This is a genomic window from Halomonas nitroreducens, assembly GCF_003966155.1.
Classification (GTDB): domain Bacteria; phylum Pseudomonadota; class Gammaproteobacteria; order Pseudomonadales; family Halomonadaceae; genus Halomonas; species Halomonas nitroreducens.
On the sequence record NZ_RXNS01000002.1, the window covers coordinates 243,417 to 259,027 of the forward strand.

The 15,611-nt window shown below is 70.6% G+C and carries 16 protein-coding genes; 14 read left to right on the forward strand and 2 right to left on the reverse strand.

The annotated features are described in order from the left end of the window. Positions 1 to 262: 262 nt before the first annotated feature. From EKG36_RS02980 to EKG36_RS02990, 3 genes are all read left to right on the forward strand, one after another. Complete coding sequence (locus EKG36_RS02980; RefSeq protein WP_126480891.1) at positions 263 to 637, forward strand: Rieske (2Fe-2S) protein; 375 nt, start codon at positions 263 to 265, stop codon at positions 635 to 637. Between the two features lie 106 nt (positions 638 to 743). Next, a complete protein-coding gene (locus EKG36_RS02985) occupies positions 744 to 1,970 on the forward strand; it encodes a TauD/TfdA family dioxygenase (RefSeq protein WP_126480893.1) in 1,227 nt (408 codons plus the stop codon). A 23-nt stretch (positions 1,971 to 1,993) separates the two neighbouring features. Next, the gene (locus EKG36_RS02990; protein WP_185827464.1) at positions 1,994 to 3,316 is read left to right on the forward strand and encodes an MFS transporter; all 1,323 of its coding nucleotides are present in this window, start codon (positions 1,994 to 1,996) and stop codon (positions 3,314 to 3,316) included. Positions 3,317 to 3,325: 9 nt separating this feature from the next. On the opposite strand, the gene EKG36_RS02995 is transcribed toward EKG36_RS02990, so the two are convergent. Beyond that, entirely contained in the window at positions 3,326 to 4,330 is a 1,005-nt protein-coding gene (locus EKG36_RS02995; RefSeq protein ID WP_126480895.1) for a GlxA family transcriptional regulator, read from the reverse strand. Between the two features lie 138 nt (positions 4,331 to 4,468). Here EKG36_RS02995 and tmpA point away from each other — a divergent pair, with 138 nt between their 5' ends. From tmpA to EKG36_RS03045, 10 genes are all read left to right on the forward strand, one after another. Further along, positions 4,469 to 5,599 (forward strand): 2-trimethylaminoethylphosphonate dioxygenase, encoded by a 1,131-nt coding sequence (gene tmpA / locus EKG36_RS03000; RefSeq protein WP_126480897.1) that lies wholly within the window; start codon positions 4,469 to 4,471, stop codon positions 5,597 to 5,599. Next, complete coding sequence (locus EKG36_RS03005; RefSeq protein ID WP_126480899.1) at positions 5,596 to 6,183, forward strand: HD domain-containing protein; 588 nt, start codon at positions 5,596 to 5,598, stop codon at positions 6,181 to 6,183. The genes tmpA and EKG36_RS03005 overlap by 4 nt, the downstream gene beginning before the upstream one ends. Beyond that, entirely contained in the window at positions 6,180 to 7,775 is a 1,596-nt protein-coding gene (locus EKG36_RS03010) for a 5-guanidino-2-oxopentanoate decarboxylase (protein ID WP_126480901.1), read from the forward strand. Before EKG36_RS03005 ends, EKG36_RS03010 begins: the two co-directional genes overlap by 4 nt. Before the next feature lie 93 nt (positions 7,776 to 7,868). Beyond that, positions 7,869 to 8,804: a glycine betaine ABC transporter substrate-binding protein gene (locus EKG36_RS03015; RefSeq protein WP_126480903.1), complete on the forward strand. Its 936-nt coding sequence runs from the start codon at positions 7,869 to 7,871 to the stop codon at positions 8,802 to 8,804. A 107-nt stretch (positions 8,805 to 8,911) separates the two neighbouring features. Then, complete coding sequence (locus EKG36_RS03020) at positions 8,912 to 10,096, forward strand: pyridoxal phosphate-dependent aminotransferase (RefSeq protein ID WP_126480905.1); 1,185 nt, start codon at positions 8,912 to 8,914, stop codon at positions 10,094 to 10,096. 7 nt (positions 10,097 to 10,103) lie between these two features. After that, positions 10,104 to 10,907, forward strand: a complete 804-nt coding sequence (locus EKG36_RS03025) for an ABC transporter ATP-binding protein (protein WP_126480907.1) — start codon at positions 10,104 to 10,106, stop codon at positions 10,905 to 10,907. 49 nt (positions 10,908 to 10,956) lie between these two features. Beyond that, positions 10,957 to 11,724 (forward strand): transporter substrate-binding domain-containing protein, encoded by a 768-nt coding sequence (locus tag EKG36_RS03030; protein WP_126480909.1) that lies wholly within the window; start codon positions 10,957 to 10,959, stop codon positions 11,722 to 11,724. Between the two features lie 79 nt (positions 11,725 to 11,803). Then, positions 11,804 to 12,517, forward strand: a complete 714-nt coding sequence (locus EKG36_RS03035) for an ABC transporter permease (RefSeq protein WP_126480911.1) — start codon at positions 11,804 to 11,806, stop codon at positions 12,515 to 12,517. Position 12,518: 1 nt separating this feature from the next. Next, on the forward strand, positions 12,519 to 13,271 hold the full coding sequence (locus EKG36_RS03040; RefSeq protein WP_126480913.1) for an ABC transporter permease: 753 nt from the start codon (positions 12,519 to 12,521) through the stop codon (positions 13,269 to 13,271). Next, positions 13,259 to 14,701, forward strand: coding sequence for an aldehyde dehydrogenase family protein (locus EKG36_RS03045; RefSeq protein ID WP_126480915.1), 1,443 nt, complete (start codon positions 13,259 to 13,261; stop codon positions 14,699 to 14,701). The genes EKG36_RS03040 and EKG36_RS03045 overlap by 13 nt, the downstream gene beginning before the upstream one ends. A 42-nt stretch (positions 14,702 to 14,743) precedes the next feature. On the opposite strand, the gene merR is transcribed toward EKG36_RS03045, so the two are convergent. Then, on the reverse strand, positions 14,744 to 15,172 hold the full coding sequence (gene merR, locus EKG36_RS03050; protein ID WP_126480917.1) for a mercury resistance transcriptional regulator MerR: 429 nt from the start codon (positions 15,170 to 15,172) through the stop codon (positions 14,744 to 14,746). A 74-nt stretch (positions 15,173 to 15,246) separates the two neighbouring features. Here merR and merT point away from each other — a divergent pair, with 74 nt between their 5' ends. Continuing rightward, positions 15,247 to 15,597 (forward strand): mercuric ion transporter MerT, encoded by a 351-nt coding sequence (gene merT / locus EKG36_RS03055; RefSeq protein WP_126480919.1) that lies wholly within the window; start codon positions 15,247 to 15,249, stop codon positions 15,595 to 15,597. The last annotated feature ends 14 nt before the right edge of the window (positions 15,598 to 15,611 follow it).

The following is a 15,611-nucleotide window of genomic DNA, read 5'->3' on the forward strand; positions in this document are numbered from 1 at the left end:
CCCCGCCGGCCCTCAAGCCGGGGCGAGCCGGCGGATTCCCGCATCTGCGCCGGCATGGTGCCGGCGAGGATCAAATGGGTCAGGATGACCTGTTGGATTGCCAGGCTACTGGCAGGCCCCACAGCCGACACGGGCCGATCACGAGATCCAGCCCTGGGCGAGGGCCGGCCCGGCTTTCCCGTCCTGCGGCCTGCCATTGACAGCCTCGTCGGCAACTGGTTTCGTTTGAAACCGAATTCCCGATCGTTGCTATGGAGCCCTGATGCCTCTGGCCTGGAAACAATACCGCAGCGCCCCCTCCCCGGGCACCCGCGTGCTGGAAGCCGACGCCCTGCCCGTGGGAGAGCATCGCAGCCTGACCCTGGAAAGCCCGCACGGCCGCTTCCCGCTGCTCGTGATACGTCTCGACGACGGCCAACTGCTGGCCTATGTCAACGCCTGCCCGCACCAGTACCTGCCCCTCGATCAGCGGGGGAGCCGAATCCTGAGCCAGGACGGCGAGCAGCTGCGTTGCACCAACCACGACGCGACCTTCTCGGCCCGCACCGGGGAAGGTCTCGGCGGCCTGGGCCTTGGCTGTGCCCTGGATCCCGTCCCGGTGCGGTGGGAGGACGGCTGGCTGGTCATCGGCGACTAAGCGGTCGAGCTGTCGAATCGTGCATAGCCGGTGTCGAATCGTGTCGCATCCCCCCTTGGAGCGCCTGGCATCCTGAGCCCCGTTATCACGACGTTCAGGAGATTCCATGTCCCTCACCGAGTTGCCGCTCACGCCCGATTATGACGCCTGGCCGATCGACGTCGAGCTCGAGGCCGTGTCCTTTACGCCGCGCCTGGTGAGGGTGCGCTGGAGCGACGGCCGGGTCAGCCGCTTCCACGGCATCTGGCTGCGCGAGAACGCCGCCGACGACACCACCGTCAACCCGGCCACCCGGGAGCGTATCCTGGACCTGTCCACTCTGCCCGCCTGGCCGGAGATCGAAGGTGCCGAGATCGACGCCGCCGGCGCCCTGTGCGTGGACTTCGCCCCCGAGGACCGCCGTCTGCGCTTCCATCCCGGCTGGCTGCGGGCCCACGACTACGACAACGCCGCCGATCCCGAGGCGCCGCTGGTGCCGGTCACCACCTGGCAGGGCGGCCCGGAGGCCAGCCCCGACACCCTCGACGCCGCGGGCCTGCTCGACACCGCTCCTGACGGCGAGGCCGAGGAGGCGATCCTCGCCCCGGCGCTGGAGAGCGTACTGGGCAAGGGACTGGTGCGCCTGCGCAACCTGCCCACCGAACCCGGCTCGCTGGAGGCCATCGCCCGGCGCATCGGCCCGGTGCGGCCCACCAACTTCGGCCAGCTGTTCGACGTCAAGGCCAAGCCGGACCCCGACTCCAACGCCTACACCTCTATCGCCCTGCCGCCCCATGTGGACCTGCCGACCCGGGAGTACCACCCGGGCCTGCAGATGCTGCACTGCCTGGAGAACAGCGTGGAAGGCGGCCAGGCGGTGATGCTCGACGGCTTCGCCGTGGCCGAGGCCCTGCGCGACCGCCATCCCGAGGCCTGGACGACCCTGACCCGGGTGCGCTGGTGCTACGCCAATACCGCCAAGACCACCGACTACGTCTGGTTCGAGCCGATGATCCGGCTCGACGCCCGAGGCGCGCTGCTCGAGGTACGTATCGCCGATTTCCTGCGCGGCCCGCTGCAGACCGCCTTCGAGGACGTCGAGCCGGCCTATGAGGCACTCATGACCCTGCAGCGCCTGCTGCACGACCCAGCCTTCGCCATCCGCTTCACCTACCGACCCGGCGATCTGGTGATCTTCGACAACCGTCGACTGCTGCATGCCCGGGATGCCTTCGAGGGCAGCAGCGGCCATCGCTGGCTGCAGGGCTGCTACATGGAGCGTGACGAGATCCGCTCGCGCTACCGGATGATCCGGCGCGCCCGGCGCCGGCGCCGACTCGCCGCCGAGGCCTGAGTCACCGTCCACAGGAGACTGCCATGAGCGCCACTCCCCAGGCCCCCGCCACCACCGTCTCCGCGGCCTGGAGCCTCTGGGCCCTGCTGCTCGGCGTCGGCCTGCTGATGCTGGGCAACGGCCTGCAGGGTAGCCTGCTTGGCGTGCGTGCCGCCGAGGAGGCCTTCGGCAACACCGTCACCGGCCTGGTCATGTCGGCCTATTTTGTCGGCTTTCTGGCCGGCTCGACCCTGACGCCGCGCAAACTGCGCCAGGTCGGCCATATCCGGGTCTTCGCGGCCCTGGCCTCGATTACCTCGGTGGCCATCCTGGTGCACGTGCTGTTCATCGACCCCTGGGTCTGGGCCGCCATGCGTCTGGTCACGGGCTTCGCCTATGCCGGCCTCTACGTGGTCACCGAGAGCTGGCTCAACGGCCATGCCGGCAATCACCTGCGCGGCCGACTGCTGGCCTTCTACATGGTGATCAGCTACCTGGGGATGGGCGGCGGCCAGCTGCTGCTCAACGTTGCCGACCCCAGCGGGGTCGTGCTCTTCCTGATCGTCTCGATCCTGATGTCCGTGGCACTGGTGCCCATCCTGCTCAGCTACACGCCGCAGCCGGACATCAGCGAGCCGGAGGCCATGAACCTGCGGCGACTGTACCGGCTGTCACCACTCGGCACCCTGGGCTGCCTGCTGACCGGCGTCGCCAACGGCAGCGTCTTCGGCATGGGGGCGGTCTTTGCGACCGGCAGCGGCCTGGCCGTGGATCAGGTCGCCGCCTTCATGGGCGCCTTCATCCTCGGTGGCGCCCTGCTGCAATGGCCGCTGGGCAAGCTATCGGACAAGACCGACCGCCAGGCGGTGATCGTGGTGGTCGCCGCGCTGGCCACGGCGCTGTCCCTGGCCGGCCTGCTGCTCGGTGGCGAGGCCCGCTCCCTGACCCTGCTCGGCGTGCTGCTGGGCGGCACGACCCTGACGCTGTACTCGCTGTTCCTGGCCTGCGCCAATGATGTCCTCACCCCACAGCAGACCCTGGCGGCAAGCAGCAGCCTGGTCCTGGCACTGGGCGTGGGCGCCATCCTCGGGCCGCTGACCACCGGCCTGCTGATGGACGCCCTGGGACCCGACGGCTTCCTCTGGGACCTGGCGCTGATTCATGCGGCCATCGTCGCCTTCGGTGGCTACTGCCTGATCCGTCACCCCGCAAGCGACAGCGGGGAACATGGCCACTACGTGGCAGTGCCCGCGGGCACTGCCCCACTGGGCGCCACCTGGGTCGAGGAAGCCGCCAACGAACCCGCCCAGCTGGAACTCGCCCTGGTGGAGACGCCTGTCGAGGCAACGGGCGAACCGGTCGGCTGAGCGCCCAGCTCAGCCCGACCCTCTCGCCGCCGTCTCGCTGGGCGCCTCGTCGAAACGCGCCCGATAGGCCCGGGAGAAGTGCGCCAGGTACGTGAAGCCGGTGGCCGTCGCCGCCTCGGTCACCCGGCAGTGGCTGCCGGCAAGCAGCCGCTGGGCGCGATCCAGGCGCATGCCCAGATAACAGTGCTTGGGCGTCTCGCCGAAATGCGCCAGGAATAACCGCGTGAGCTGGCGCTGGGACTGGCCCGCCAACCGGCAGATCTCGGGAATCGGCAGCGCCTGGGCAAGATTGGCCTCCATCACCGCCAGGCTCTTGACCACGCTGCGCGGCAGTCCTGCGAAGTGCTCCTGGTGCTCGTCCCGGGGCGGCGCGTCGTGGCGATGGTGGACCAGCTGGCGACCCACCGCATCGGCCAGTGCCGGGCCATAGTCACGCTCGATGCGCTCCAGCATCATGTCGATGCCGGTGGTGCCGCCGGCCCCGGTTTGACGGCAGCCATCGGAGGCAAATCGCTCGCGACTGACCCGCAGATGGGGGAACTCGCGGCGGAAGGCCGGCACGCTCTCCCAGTGCAGCGCAACCTGGTGCCCCTCCAGGACGCCCGCCCGCGCCAGGATGAAGGGCGCGGTGTCCAGTCCGCCGAGCCAGCCCCCGTAAGCCGCCACGCGCCGCAACACCGCCCGGTCCTGGGCCGTCACTGTCGCCTCCGCCTCATAGGACGACACCACCATCAGGTGGGCGTCGTCGGGCACCGAGGCCAGGTCGCCATCGACCTCCAGGCGCACCCCGTTGCTGGCCACCACACCGTTGCCATCCGCCGAGCGCAGCCGCCAGGCGAACAGGTCGCGACCGAAGCGGTTGGCCACGCGCAGCGGCTCCAGCATGCAGAACAGGGTCAGCATCGAGAACTTGGGCACCAGCCAGACATCCAGGGTGTGCTCGGCCTGCTCGGGCGACAGCAGCGGGGGGGAATCCGGGCGCGGATAGGGCCAGGCGTCGGGGTAGGCATCCATAATGGCTAGAAATATCAAACCTATGGCGAATTTATGCAAATTCTAGCGATGAGGTGACGTTAGGGTAAAGCCGGTCACGTCATCGGCGCCGCTGACCACGACTGCTCACAACGCCCCTGCATCCGGAGAATTATCGCCATGACCGCAAGCGGCAAGGTAAGGCTGTCCCCCGACGGGCAGCGCCTGACCCTCGATCTCGACACCGGCCCCCGCGAGTTCGCGGCCCTATGGCTGCGCGAGCGGACGCCCGACGCCGAGACCCTGGACCCGCGTACCGGACAACGCCTGATCGAGGCCGCCGAACTACCCCTCGACCTCGCGGTGGAGCATGCCGAGCTCGACGGCGAGACGCTGGCGCTTTGCTTCAGCGACGGCCAGGCCGCGCGCTTCCCGCTGGCCGAGCTGCGTGCCGAAGACCGCCCACGCGAGACGATCGCCCCGGGCCGAACCCTGTGGGACGCCGGGCTTTCCGAGCCGCCCCGCGCCGACTTCGCGACCGCCCTCGCCGATGACACCGCCCTGCTCGGGATGCTCGAGGGCCTGCACCGTTATGGCTTCGTGCTGGTGTCCGGCGTACCTATTGACGAGGACGGCATGCAGGCGCTGATCGACCGCATCGGGCCGTTGCGCCGGACCAACTGGGGCGGCATCGCCGACGTCAAGTCGGTGGCCGACGCCTACGACCTGACCATGACCCAGCGCGGCCTGGAACCGCACACCGACAACCCCTATCGCGATCCGATCCCCGGCTACATCTGGCTGCACTGCCTGACCAACGCCGCCGACGGCGGCGACAATACCCTGGTGGACGGTTACCGGGCCGCCCAGGTGCTTGCCGAACGCGGTCCGGCGGCCTTCGACTGCCTCACCCGGGTCACGCCGGGCTTCCGCTACCGCGACGAGACCACTTGGCTGGAGAGCGAGGGGCCGCTGATCGAGCTCGACGGCCAGGGTCGGGTGATCCGGGTGCGCTATTCCAACCGCACCGAGCGGGTCGCGGCACTGCCCACCGAGGAGCTTGCCCGCTACTACGCCGCCCGACGGGCCTTCTATGAGCTGATCACCTCCGACGAGCTCACCGTGCACCTCAAGCTCGATCCGGGCCAGATGCTGATCATGGACAACTACCGCCTACTGCACGGCCGGCGTGCCTACGAGCTGGCCGGTGGCGTGCGCCACCTGCGCCAGGGGTACGTGGATCGCGACAGCACTGCCAGCCGCCGCCTGGTGCTGCGCCAGCGGCTGGCCGAGACCGGGGAGGTCGCATGAACCAGGCCCGCTTCCGACACTTCGGCGAGGCACAGCGCGACGAGTGGGCGCTGATCGACGATCGCTTTCGCGACTACGTGGCCGACGCCCCGCAGCGCGTGCTCGTGCACCTCGATCGCCTCGCCGGCGACACCCATGGCTATCCGGTGGACCGCTACACCCACAGCCTGCAGACCGCCACCCGGGCGCTGCGCGACGGCGCCGACGAGGAGATGGTGGTCTGCGCTCTGCTCCACGACATCGGCGACGACCTGGCCCCGGCCAACCATGCCGAGATCGCCGCGGCCATCCTCGAGCCCTTCGTCGATCCGCTCAATGCCTGGATGATCCGCCACCACGAGCTCTTCCAGGGGTATCATTACCGCCATTTCTTCGGCCTGGATCGCCACGTCCGGGAGCGGTTCCGCGACCACCCGGCCTATGCCCGCACAGTGCGCTTCTGCGACGACTGGGACCAGGCGAGCTTCGATCCCGACTACGACACCCTGCCGCTCGAGCACTTCGTGCCGATGGTGGAGCGCGTCCTGGGACGCGCGCCCTTCGGCGGCCTGCCGGCGATTCTCGAGGAGACCGAATCCCCATGACCTGCGCCCAGCGACTGATCCGCCTGCTCGAGGCCCATGGCGTCGACACCGCCTTCGGCATCCCCGGGGTACACACCATCGAGCTGTATCGCGGCCTGGGCGACAGCGGGCTGGCCCACGTCACCCCACGCCACGAGCAGGGCGCTGGCTTCATGGCCGACGGCTACGCCCGGGCCAGCGGCAAGCCCGCCGCCTGCTTCATCATCAGCGGTCCCGGCATGACCAACATCGCCACCGCCATGGGCCAGGCGCTGGCCGACTCGGTGCCGATGCTGGTGATCTCCAGCGTCAACCAGCGCGCCAGCCTGGGCCGCGGCCAGGGCCGGTTGCACGAGATGCCCCACCAGGGCGAGACGTTGGCCGGCGTCAGCGTGTTCAGCCACACCCTGCACGATCCGGCGGCACTGCCCGAGGTGCTGGCCCGCGCCTTCGCGGTGTTCGCCTCCGCCCGCCCGGGGCCAGTGCATCTCGAGATTCCCCTCGACGTGATGGCGGCGCCGGCGCCGGACGACATGCCCACGCCGGCCCGGGTCTTCCCGCCGGCCCCCGCCCCCGAGGCCCTGGCAGTCGCCGGCGACTGGCTCGCCGCCGCCGAGCGCCCGCTGGTGCTGCTCGGCGGCGGGACCACTAGCGCCCCGGAGGCGGCCCGGGCGCTGGTCGAGCGCCTCGACGCCCCGGCCTTCACCACCATCAACGCCAAGGGCGTGCTGGGGCGCGATCACCCGCTCGATCTCGGCGCCACCCTGAGCCTGCCCGCCGCACGCCGCCTGGCCGCCGAGGCCGACGTGGTGCTGGCGCTCGGCACCGAGCTCGGCGAGACCGACTACGACCTGGTCTTCGACGAGGGCTTCCGGCTCGACGGTCGGCTGATCCGCGTCGACATCGACCCCCAGCAACTGGGCCGCAACCAGGCCGCGGACCTGGCCCTGCTCGCCGAGGCCGGCCAGACCATGTGTGGCCTGCTCGAGCGCCTGCCGGCATCGGTCGAGCGGGACGGCGCCGGGCGCGCCGCCGACGTGCGAAGTAGACTGGCGCTGGCCGCCGACCCGGAACTCGCCCCCTATGTGCCGCTCTACGCCACCCTGCGCGAGGCGCTGCCCGAGGCCATCGTGGTGGGCGACTCCACCGGCCCGGTCTATGCCGGCAACTTCCTGGCGGCGATGCCGGCCCCACGGTGCTGGTTCAACGCCGCCACCGGCTTCGGCACCCTCGGCTACGGGCTGCCCGCCGCCCTGGGCGCCGCCCTGGCCCGGCCGGACCTGCCGGTGGTCGCCCTGGTCGGCGACGGCGGCCTGCAGTTCGTGCTCGGCGAACTCGGCACCGCCCGGGATCTGGGCCGGCCGGTGGCGCTGGTGATCTGGAACAACCAGGGCTACGACGAGATCCGCCGCTACATGTCGATGAGCGAGGTGCCTCACCTGGGCGTGGACCTGGCGGCGCCGGACTTCCGCGCCCTGGCCGAGGCCTACGCCTGCCGCCACCTGGACGCGGTCGACCCGGCGAGCCTGCACGACGCCCTGGGCCGACTCGGCGAGGCCCATAGCCCCCTGATCATCGAGGTCGATGCGGCTGCCTGGGCCGCCTCCCAGTGACGGCCCTGGCACCGCGACCGACTCAGTATGAGGCAGGAGCGTGAGGGGCAAGGCAATGGCCTCCACTTTCCCCTGACAAGGAGACGTCTATCCATGAAGACGCACCACAAGACCCTGACCCTGGTCGCCGGCCTGGCCCTGGCCGGCCCCGCCCAGGCCGCCGACCGCGACGACCGGCTGCGCCTGGTGGTGCCGCCCTGGCCGGGGGTGACCGTCAAGAGCGAGATCCTGTCCCAGCTCATTGCGCCGCTGGGTTACACCGCCAGCCAGCAGCAGTTGAGCTCCACGGTGGGCTACAGCACCCTGCAGAACGGCGACAGCGACGCCTTCCTGGCCGGCTGGCTCCCTGCCCAGCAGGAGAGCTACGACGCCGCCATGCAAGCCGGCGCCATCGTCGACCTGGGCAATAACGTCACCGACGCCCGCATGGGCTTCGCGGTGCCGGGCTACGTGGTCGAGGCCGGCATCACCAACGCCGAGCAGCTCGCCGGCCCCGAGGTCGCCGAGCGCTTCGGCCATGCCGTCTACAGCATCGAGAGCGGCTCCACGGTCACCGACATGCTGGAGGGCGCCATCGAGGCCGACACCTACGGGCTCGCGGACTGGGAGGCCATGCCCTCTTCCACGCCGGGCATGCTCGCCGAGGTGGAGGCCGCCGTCGAGGAGGGCCGCTGGATCGCCTTCTACGGCTGGACGCCGCACTGGATGGTGCCGGAGTACGATACCCGCATCCTCGACGATCCGGAGGGCGTCTACGGCCCCGACAACGGCCGCAGCGACGTCAAGACCATCGTCGCCGAGGGCTATGCCGAGGCCAACCCCAATCTGGTGCGCCTGCTCGACCAGTTCGTGTTCTCCGCCAACGAGCAGAGCGAGTTCATCCGCGCCTACAGCCTGGAGGAGCGCGAGCTCGAGGCCGTGGCCCACGACTGGCTGGCCGACCACCCCGAGCGCGTGGCCGCCTTCCTCGAGGGGGTGACCTCCCGCAGCGGCGAGGACGGCCTGAGCGCGGTGAAGGCCAGCCTGTGAGCGACGCTGCCCAAGAGACGCGGTTCGCGAGGCGCTGGCCGCCCCGGACCTGGACGAGCGGGCGCGCCTTGCCGCCCCCGAGATTCCCTGACGAAAACGAGAACGAGATGCGCTATTCCCGACTGACCAACCGAATCGCCGGCGAGGGCGCCGCGGCCTGGGACATCCACAACCGGGCCCTGGCCCGCCGAGCCGCCGGCGAGGACATCACCGTGCTGTCCGTGGGCGACCCGGACTTCGACACCCCGGCACCGATCGTCGAGGGCGCGGTGGCCAGTCTACGCGCCGGCGCCACCCACTATCCCGACGTCCAGGGCAAACGGGGCCTGCGCGAGGCCATCGCCGAGCGTTACCGGGCCCGGGGCGTGGACATCACGCCGGACAACCTCATCGTCATGGCCGGCGCCCAGTGCGGCCTCTACGCCGCTGCCCAGTGCCTGCTCGACCCGGGTGACGAGGTGCTCGTCCCCGAGCCGAGCTACGTCACCTACGAGGCCGTGCTGCAATCCACCGGGGCGAGCATGGTGCACATTCCGCTGCGTGGCGATGCCGGCTTCCGCCTGGATCCGGCCGACCTCGAGGCGGCGATCACCCCCCGGACCCGGGCGATCCTGCTCAACAGCCCCCACAACCCCACCGGCCAGCTGATCGACACCGAGGCCTGGGCGGCCATCGCTGCGCTGTGCCGGCGACACGATCTCTGGCTGATCTCCGACGAGGTCTACGCCGAGCTGATCTTCGAGGGCGAGCACGTCTGCGCCGCCGGCCTGCCCGGCATGGCCGGCCGTACCGTGGTCGTCGACAGCCTCTCCAAGTCCCATGCCATGACCGGCTGGCGGCTGGGCTGGGTGCTGGGGCCCGAGGCGCTGGTCGGCCACCTGAGCAACCTGGCGCTGTGCATGCTCTATGGCTGCCCGGACTTCATCCAGGACGCCGCCCGCGACGCCCTCCAGCAGCGCCTGCCCGAGCTCGATGCCATGCGCGAGACCTACCGGGCGCGCCGCGACGCCGTGGTCGCCGCGCTCGCCGACTGCCCGGCGGTGGAGGTCGTCCCCCCCGCGGCCGGCATGTTCCTGATGATCGACGTGCGCGCCACCGGGCTGACCTCCCAGGCCTTCGCCGACCGCCTGCTCGACGAGCAGGGCGTCTCGGTGCTCTCCGGCGAGGCCTTCGGCCCGTCCGCCGCCGGCTTCGTGCGGCTGAGCCTGACCGTCGAGGAGGCGCGGCTCGCCACAGCCTGCCGGCGCCTGGCCCGCGTCGCCGAGGCCGCCACCCTGTCCACCATCGAATGAGTCGCCCATGACATCATCGACCCAAGCCCCCTCCCCCGTCGCCTCCCCCCGCCTGGCGGTGGAGGCCCGCCACCTCGTCAAGCGCTACGGCGACCTCGAGGTGCTGCGCGACGTCTCCCTCGAGGTCCCCGAGGGCAGCGTCACCTCGATCATCGGCGCCAGCGGCTCGGGCAAGAGCACCCTGCTGCGCTGCCTGAACCTGCTGGAGCGCCCCGATCAGGGCGACCTGGCGATTGCGGATGAGGCGATCCGCTTCGACCGCAATCCCCAGGGCGACATCGTCGGCCTGGACCGGCGCCAGCTGCAGCGGCTGCGCGCCAAGGTCAGCATGGTCTTCCAGCAGTTCAACCTCTGGCCCCACTTCACGGTGCTGGGCAACGTCACCGAGGCGCCGATGCGCGTCCAGGGTCTGTCCCGGCGCCGCGCCATCGAGCGCGCCGAGCACTATCTGGAGCGCGTCGGCCTGGCCGACAAACGCGACGGCTACCCGGCCTACCTGTCCGGCGGGCAGCAGCAGCGGGTGGCCATCGCCCGGGCGCTGGCCATGGAGCCACGCCTGCTGCTCTTCGACGAGCCCACCTCGGCACTGGACCCGGAGCGGGTCAGCGAGGTGCTCGGCGTGATCCGCGACCTCGCCGCCGAGGGCCGCACCATGGTGCTGGTCACCCACGAGATGGCCTTCGCCCGCGAGGTTTCCGACCAGGTGGTGTTCCTCGATCGCGGCTTCGTCGGCGAGGCCGGCTCGCCGCGCCAGGTCTTCGAGGAGAGCCAGGATCCGCGCTGCCGGCGCTTCGTGGCTCCGGCGGCCTGATTCGTCTCTCCCTTTCCCTGCACGACACGACAATAGCAAGGAGAACTGCATGAACCGTCCCCTGACCACCCTGACCGCCGTAGCCGCACTCGGCCTGTCCGCCACCGCCCAGGCCGCCGAGCCGCTCAAGATCGGCATCTCCGCCGAGCCCTACCCGCCGTTCACCTATACCTCTTCCGAGGGTGAGTGGACCGGCTTCGAGGTCGAGCTGGGTATGGCCATCTGCGAGGCCATGGAGGCCCGCTGCGAGATCACCCCCACCGGCTGGAGCGGCATCATCCCCTCGCTGAAGGCCGGGCGGATCGACATGATCATGAATTCCATGTCGATCACCGAGGCGCGCCAGCGGGTCATCGACTTCAGCGACCCCTACTACTTCACCCCGGGCGCCTTCGTGGCCGCCGACGACCTGGAGCTGGGCGGCCCCGAGGACCTGGCCGGGCAGGTCATCGGCGTACAGGCCGCCACCACCAACGCCACCTACGCGCGTAGCGCCCTGCGCGATACCGTCGGCGACATCCGCCTCTATGACCAGGCCGAGCAGGTCAACCGCGACCTGCTGGCCGGCCGGTTGGACGTGATCCTCGCCGACGAGATCGCCATGACCGAGTTCCTCGAGCGCGACGAAGCCGAGGGCTATGAGATCAAGGCCACCGCGCCACGCCATGCGGCCTACGGCGAGGGCGTGGGCATCGGCATCCGCCAGGACGCCGACGCCCTGCAAGCCGACCTCAACGCCGCCATCACCGAGGTCCGCGAGGATGGCACCTGCAGCGTGCTTTCCGAGGAATACTTCGGTACCGACATCTGCACCTGAGCCCGGTCCTCGACGACGCTCGTCCGGCGGCCATCCCCGCCGCCGGTCACGCCCTGTCTCATCAAGGACGCGATACCCCATGAACAAGGTTTCCCAAGAGGGCCTGCTCGACTGGGCCGGCCCCATCCTCCAGGGGGCGCTGACAACCCTGGAGATCGCCGTGCTGGCCTATGCCATCGGCCTGCTGCTGGGGCTGGTCGGCGCCAGTGCGCGCCTCAGCCCCTGGGGGCCGCTGCGCGGCCTGGCTACGGTCTACTCCACCGCGGTGCGGGCGGTCCCCGAACTGCTGCTGATCATCCTGCTCTACTATGCCGGCTCCCAGGCCCTCACCGCCCTGACCAATGCCCTGGGACTGCCCGGCCAGGTCGCCATCAACGGCTTCGTCACCGCCGTGGGCGTGCTGGCCTTCGTCCAGGGCGCCTACATGACCGAGGTGTTGCGCGGCGCCATCCTGGCCATCCCCAGGGGCCAGCTCGAGGCCGCCGACGCCTTCGGCTTTTCCGCCTGGACACGCTTCCACCGCATCGTCATCCCGGCCATGCTGCCCAATGCCCTGCCCGGCATGTCCAACCTGTGGCTGATCCTGATCAAGGACACCGCCCTGATCAGCGTGATCGGCTTCAGTGAACTGTTCTTCACCGTCCAGCAGGCCGCCGCCAGCACCCGCGCCCACTTCCTGTTCTACGCCGCCGCCGGCGTCATCTACCTGGCCATGACCCTGACATCCACCGCGCTGTTCACGCGCCTGGAGCGCCGCGTGCGGCGCGGCCAGCCACTGCGCGAGGAGGTCTGAGATGGACTTTTCCTGGCTCCAGGACCCTTTCTATCAGGAGTACCTGATCGAAGGACTGATCAACACCCTCGGGCTGCTCGCGGTCTCCGCCGTCGGAGGCCTGCTGCTCGCCGTGGCGGTCGCCATGGCGCGCCTCAAGGGGCCACGTCCGCTGGCCATGCTGGCCAAGGGCTTCACCACCGTGATCCGCGGCACCCCGCTGCTGGTGCAGCTGTTCTTCTTCTACTACGGGGTCGGCCGACTGCTCGAGGGCATCCCCGGCGTGCAGGACAGCGTGATCTGGCCGCTGCTGCGCGATCCCTTCTTCTATGGTGCCTTGACCTTCATCTTGAGCGTCGGGGCCTACTCCGGCGAAGTCCTGCGCGGGGCGCTGATGAGCGTGCCCCCCGGGGAACGTGAGGCCGGCCGCGCCTTCGGGATGACGCCCTTCCAGGTCTTCGCCCGGCTGTGGCTGCCGCGGGCCGTCCAGCTGTGCCTGCCGACCCTGACCGGCGAGATGATCCTGCTGCTCAAGTCGGTGCCGCTGGTCTCCACCATCGCCATGATGGACCTGCTTCAGGCCGCCAACATCATTCGCGACGAGACCTTCCTGGTCTACGAGCCGCTGATGCTGATCGCCGGCCTCTACCTGGCCCTGACGGTGGTGCTGACCCTGGTGCTGCGCCAGGTGGAGCGCCACTTTCCCGGCATGCAGCCGACGCGTCGCCGCTGGCGGCCCCTTCGTCGAGTCGAGACCGCGACATGCAAGCACTGATGCATCAGTTTATCGACAACCAGTGGGTGGCGAGCCGCGGCGAGCGCCGCCTGGCGGTCATCGATCCCTACCGCGAGGCCGTGATCGCCGAGGTCACTGCCGGCGCCGCCGAGGACGTGGACGCCGCCGTGAATGCCGCCCGCCGCGCCCTGCCGGCCTGGCGGGCGCTGGGCGGCGCGGCCCGCGGCGCCTATCTGGATGCCCTGGCCGACGCCCTCGAAACGCGCCGCAGCGAGCTCGCCATGCTGTCCAGCCGCAACAACGGCAAGCCACGGGCCGAGGCCGAGCAGGACCTCAGCGATGCCATCGCCTGCTACCGGCACTACGCCGGCGAGGCCCGGGCGCTGGACGCGCGTCAGGGCGAGGCCGTGGCGACCGGCGAGACGGGGCTGCTCTCGCGGCGCTACCAGGATCCGGTGGGCGTGGCCGGGCTGATCACCCCCTGGAACTTCCCGCTGGTCAGCAGCGCCTGGAAGCTCGCGCCGGCGCTGGCTGCTGGCTGCACGGTGGTCTTCAAGCCCTCGGAGGTCACCCCACTGCCCGAACAGGCGCTGGCCGAGATTGCCCTGGCGATCGGCCTGCCGCCGGGCGTCGTCAATCTGGTGCACGGCGACGGTGAACAGGTGGGTGCTCCGCTCACCGCCCATCCCGGCGTCGACAAGCTCTCCTTCACCGGCAGCACCCCGGTGGGCGAGGCGGTGATGGCAGCCGCCGCCCGGGGCATCCGCAACGTCTCCCTGGAGCTCGGCGGCAAGTCGCCGATACTGGTCACCGAGGATGCCGACCTCGACCTGGCGGCGGAGCTGGTGCTGGCCGGCTTCTGCTACAACGCCGGGCAGATGTGCTCGGCCACCTCGCGGCTGCTGGTCCACGAGGCGGTCGCCGAGGCCCTGCATGCCCGGCTGGACGCGGCCGTCGCCGAACTGGTGGCCGGCGACCCGCTGGACGCGGCCACCACCCTGGGCCCGCTGGTCAACGCCGCCCAGCGCGACCGGGTGGCCGGCTTCCTGGCGACGGCCGAGGCCGAGGGACTCGCGCCCACCACGGAAGTCCGGATCGCGCTGCCCCATCACGGCCACTTCGTCGCCCCGCGGGTGTTCCGCGACGTGCCCGTCGACAGCCGGCTGTGGCGGGAGGAGATCTTCGGCCCGGTGCTTTGCTCGCGTTCCTTCCGGGACGACGAGGCGGCGGTGGCGATGGCCAACGACAGCGACTTCGGCCTCGCCGCCAGCGTGGTGGCCGGCGACCCGGCACGCGCCGAGGCCCTGGCCGGGCGGCTCACCGCCGGCAACGTCTGGTGCAACACCCACCAGGTGGCCCCGCCGGGGCTCGGCTGGGGCGGCATGAAGGGCAGCGGCATCGGCCGCGAGCTCGGTCGCGCGGGCCTTGAGGCCTACCTTGAGGCCCGCTACGTCACTCGCCCGTCTTGAGTGCCTGCTGCCCGGGGTCACTCGGTCGGCGGGCCAGTGGCGTCACTCGCGCCTTTGCCCTATCCCCTCACCGTGGAGTGACGCGATCAAGGGGCAATCGGGGTTGTCCTCCCGGGCCCGGCAGGCCCGCACCCGCTCGGCCAGGACCCGCTCGATCCGTCTCAGGTCGGCGATCCTCTCCCGCACTTCCGCGAGCTTCCGCTCGGCCAGGGCACTGGCCTCGTCGCAGTGAAGGCCATCGTCCAGGTGCAACAGCTCGGCGACCTCGTCCAGGCTGAAGCCCAGACGCTGCGCGGCCCTCACGAAGCCCAGGCGCTCCAGGTCCCGCCGGCCATAACGCCGGATGCCGCCCACCGGGCGCTCCGGCACCCTCAGCAATCCCCGCCGCTGGTAGTAGCGGATGGTCTCGACATGGACGCCAGCGGCCTTGGCCAGGCCCCCGATGGTCAGGGTCTTGCGGTTCTCGCGCATCAGGCTTGCTTCCGTACTCGACTACGGACTTAACCTTAGTCTATCAATGACCGGCCCGAGGAGGAGCGATCGCCATGCCGGACAAGACGCGGGGGCGGGGCGCCCTGGCCACGGGCGGCCTGGCTGCCATCCTTGCCTCCGGCTGTTGCCTGGGCCCCCTGGTGCTGGTCGGCCTGGGCGTCTCCGGGGCCTGGATCGGCAACCTGACCCGCCTCGAGCCCTACCGCCCCCTCTTTCTCGGCGTGGCGCTGGTGGCGCTGTGCTTCGCCTGGCGAGGGCTCTATCGCCCGGCGCCGGCCTGCGGGGGCGACGTCCCCTGCGCCCTGCCGCGCGTCCGACGAGCCTACCGGGGGCTGTTCTGGCTGGTCGCGGCGCTGGTGGTCGTGGCCCTGGTCTTCCCCTATGCCCTGGCCCTCCTCTACTGATGCGGAGATCCCTG

Bases quoted from the DNA above. Each gene is read 5' to 3' on its own strand.
- EKG36_RS02980 (WP_126480891.1), top strand. From the start codon at position 263: ATGCCTCTGGCCTGGAAACAATACCGCAGCGCCCCCTCCCCGGGCACC.
- EKG36_RS02985 (WP_126480893.1), top strand. From the start codon at position 744: ATGTCCCTCACCGAGTTGCCGCTCACGCCCGATTATGACGCCTGGCCG.
- EKG36_RS02990 (WP_185827464.1), top strand. From the start codon at position 1,994: ATGAGCGCCACTCCCCAGGCCCCCGCCACCACCGTCTCCGCGGCCTGG.
- EKG36_RS02995 (WP_126480895.1), bottom strand. From the start codon at position 4,330: ATGGATGCCTACCCCGACGCCTGGCCCTATCCGCGCCCGGATTCCCCC.
- tmpA (WP_126480897.1), top strand. From the start codon at position 4,469: ATGACCGCAAGCGGCAAGGTAAGGCTGTCCCCCGACGGGCAGCGCCTG.
- EKG36_RS03005 (WP_126480899.1), top strand. From the start codon at position 5,596: ATGAACCAGGCCCGCTTCCGACACTTCGGCGAGGCACAGCGCGACGAG.
- EKG36_RS03010 (WP_126480901.1), top strand. From the start codon at position 6,180: ATGACCTGCGCCCAGCGACTGATCCGCCTGCTCGAGGCCCATGGCGTC.
- EKG36_RS03015 (WP_126480903.1), top strand. From the start codon at position 7,869: ATGAAGACGCACCACAAGACCCTGACCCTGGTCGCCGGCCTGGCCCTG.
- EKG36_RS03020 (WP_126480905.1), top strand. From the start codon at position 8,912: ATGCGCTATTCCCGACTGACCAACCGAATCGCCGGCGAGGGCGCCGCG.
- EKG36_RS03025 (WP_126480907.1), top strand. From the start codon at position 10,104: ATGACATCATCGACCCAAGCCCCCTCCCCCGTCGCCTCCCCCCGCCTG.
- EKG36_RS03030 (WP_126480909.1), top strand. From the start codon at position 10,957: ATGAACCGTCCCCTGACCACCCTGACCGCCGTAGCCGCACTCGGCCTG.
- EKG36_RS03035 (WP_126480911.1), top strand. From the start codon at position 11,804: ATGAACAAGGTTTCCCAAGAGGGCCTGCTCGACTGGGCCGGCCCCATC.
- EKG36_RS03040 (WP_126480913.1), top strand. From the start codon at position 12,519: ATGGACTTTTCCTGGCTCCAGGACCCTTTCTATCAGGAGTACCTGATC.
- EKG36_RS03045 (WP_126480915.1), top strand. From the start codon at position 13,259: ATGCAAGCACTGATGCATCAGTTTATCGACAACCAGTGGGTGGCGAGC.
- merR (WP_126480917.1), bottom strand. From the start codon at position 15,172: ATGCGCGAGAACCGCAAGACCCTGACCATCGGGGGCCTGGCCAAGGCC.
- merT (WP_126480919.1), top strand. From the start codon at position 15,247: ATGCCGGACAAGACGCGGGGGCGGGGCGCCCTGGCCACGGGCGGCCTG.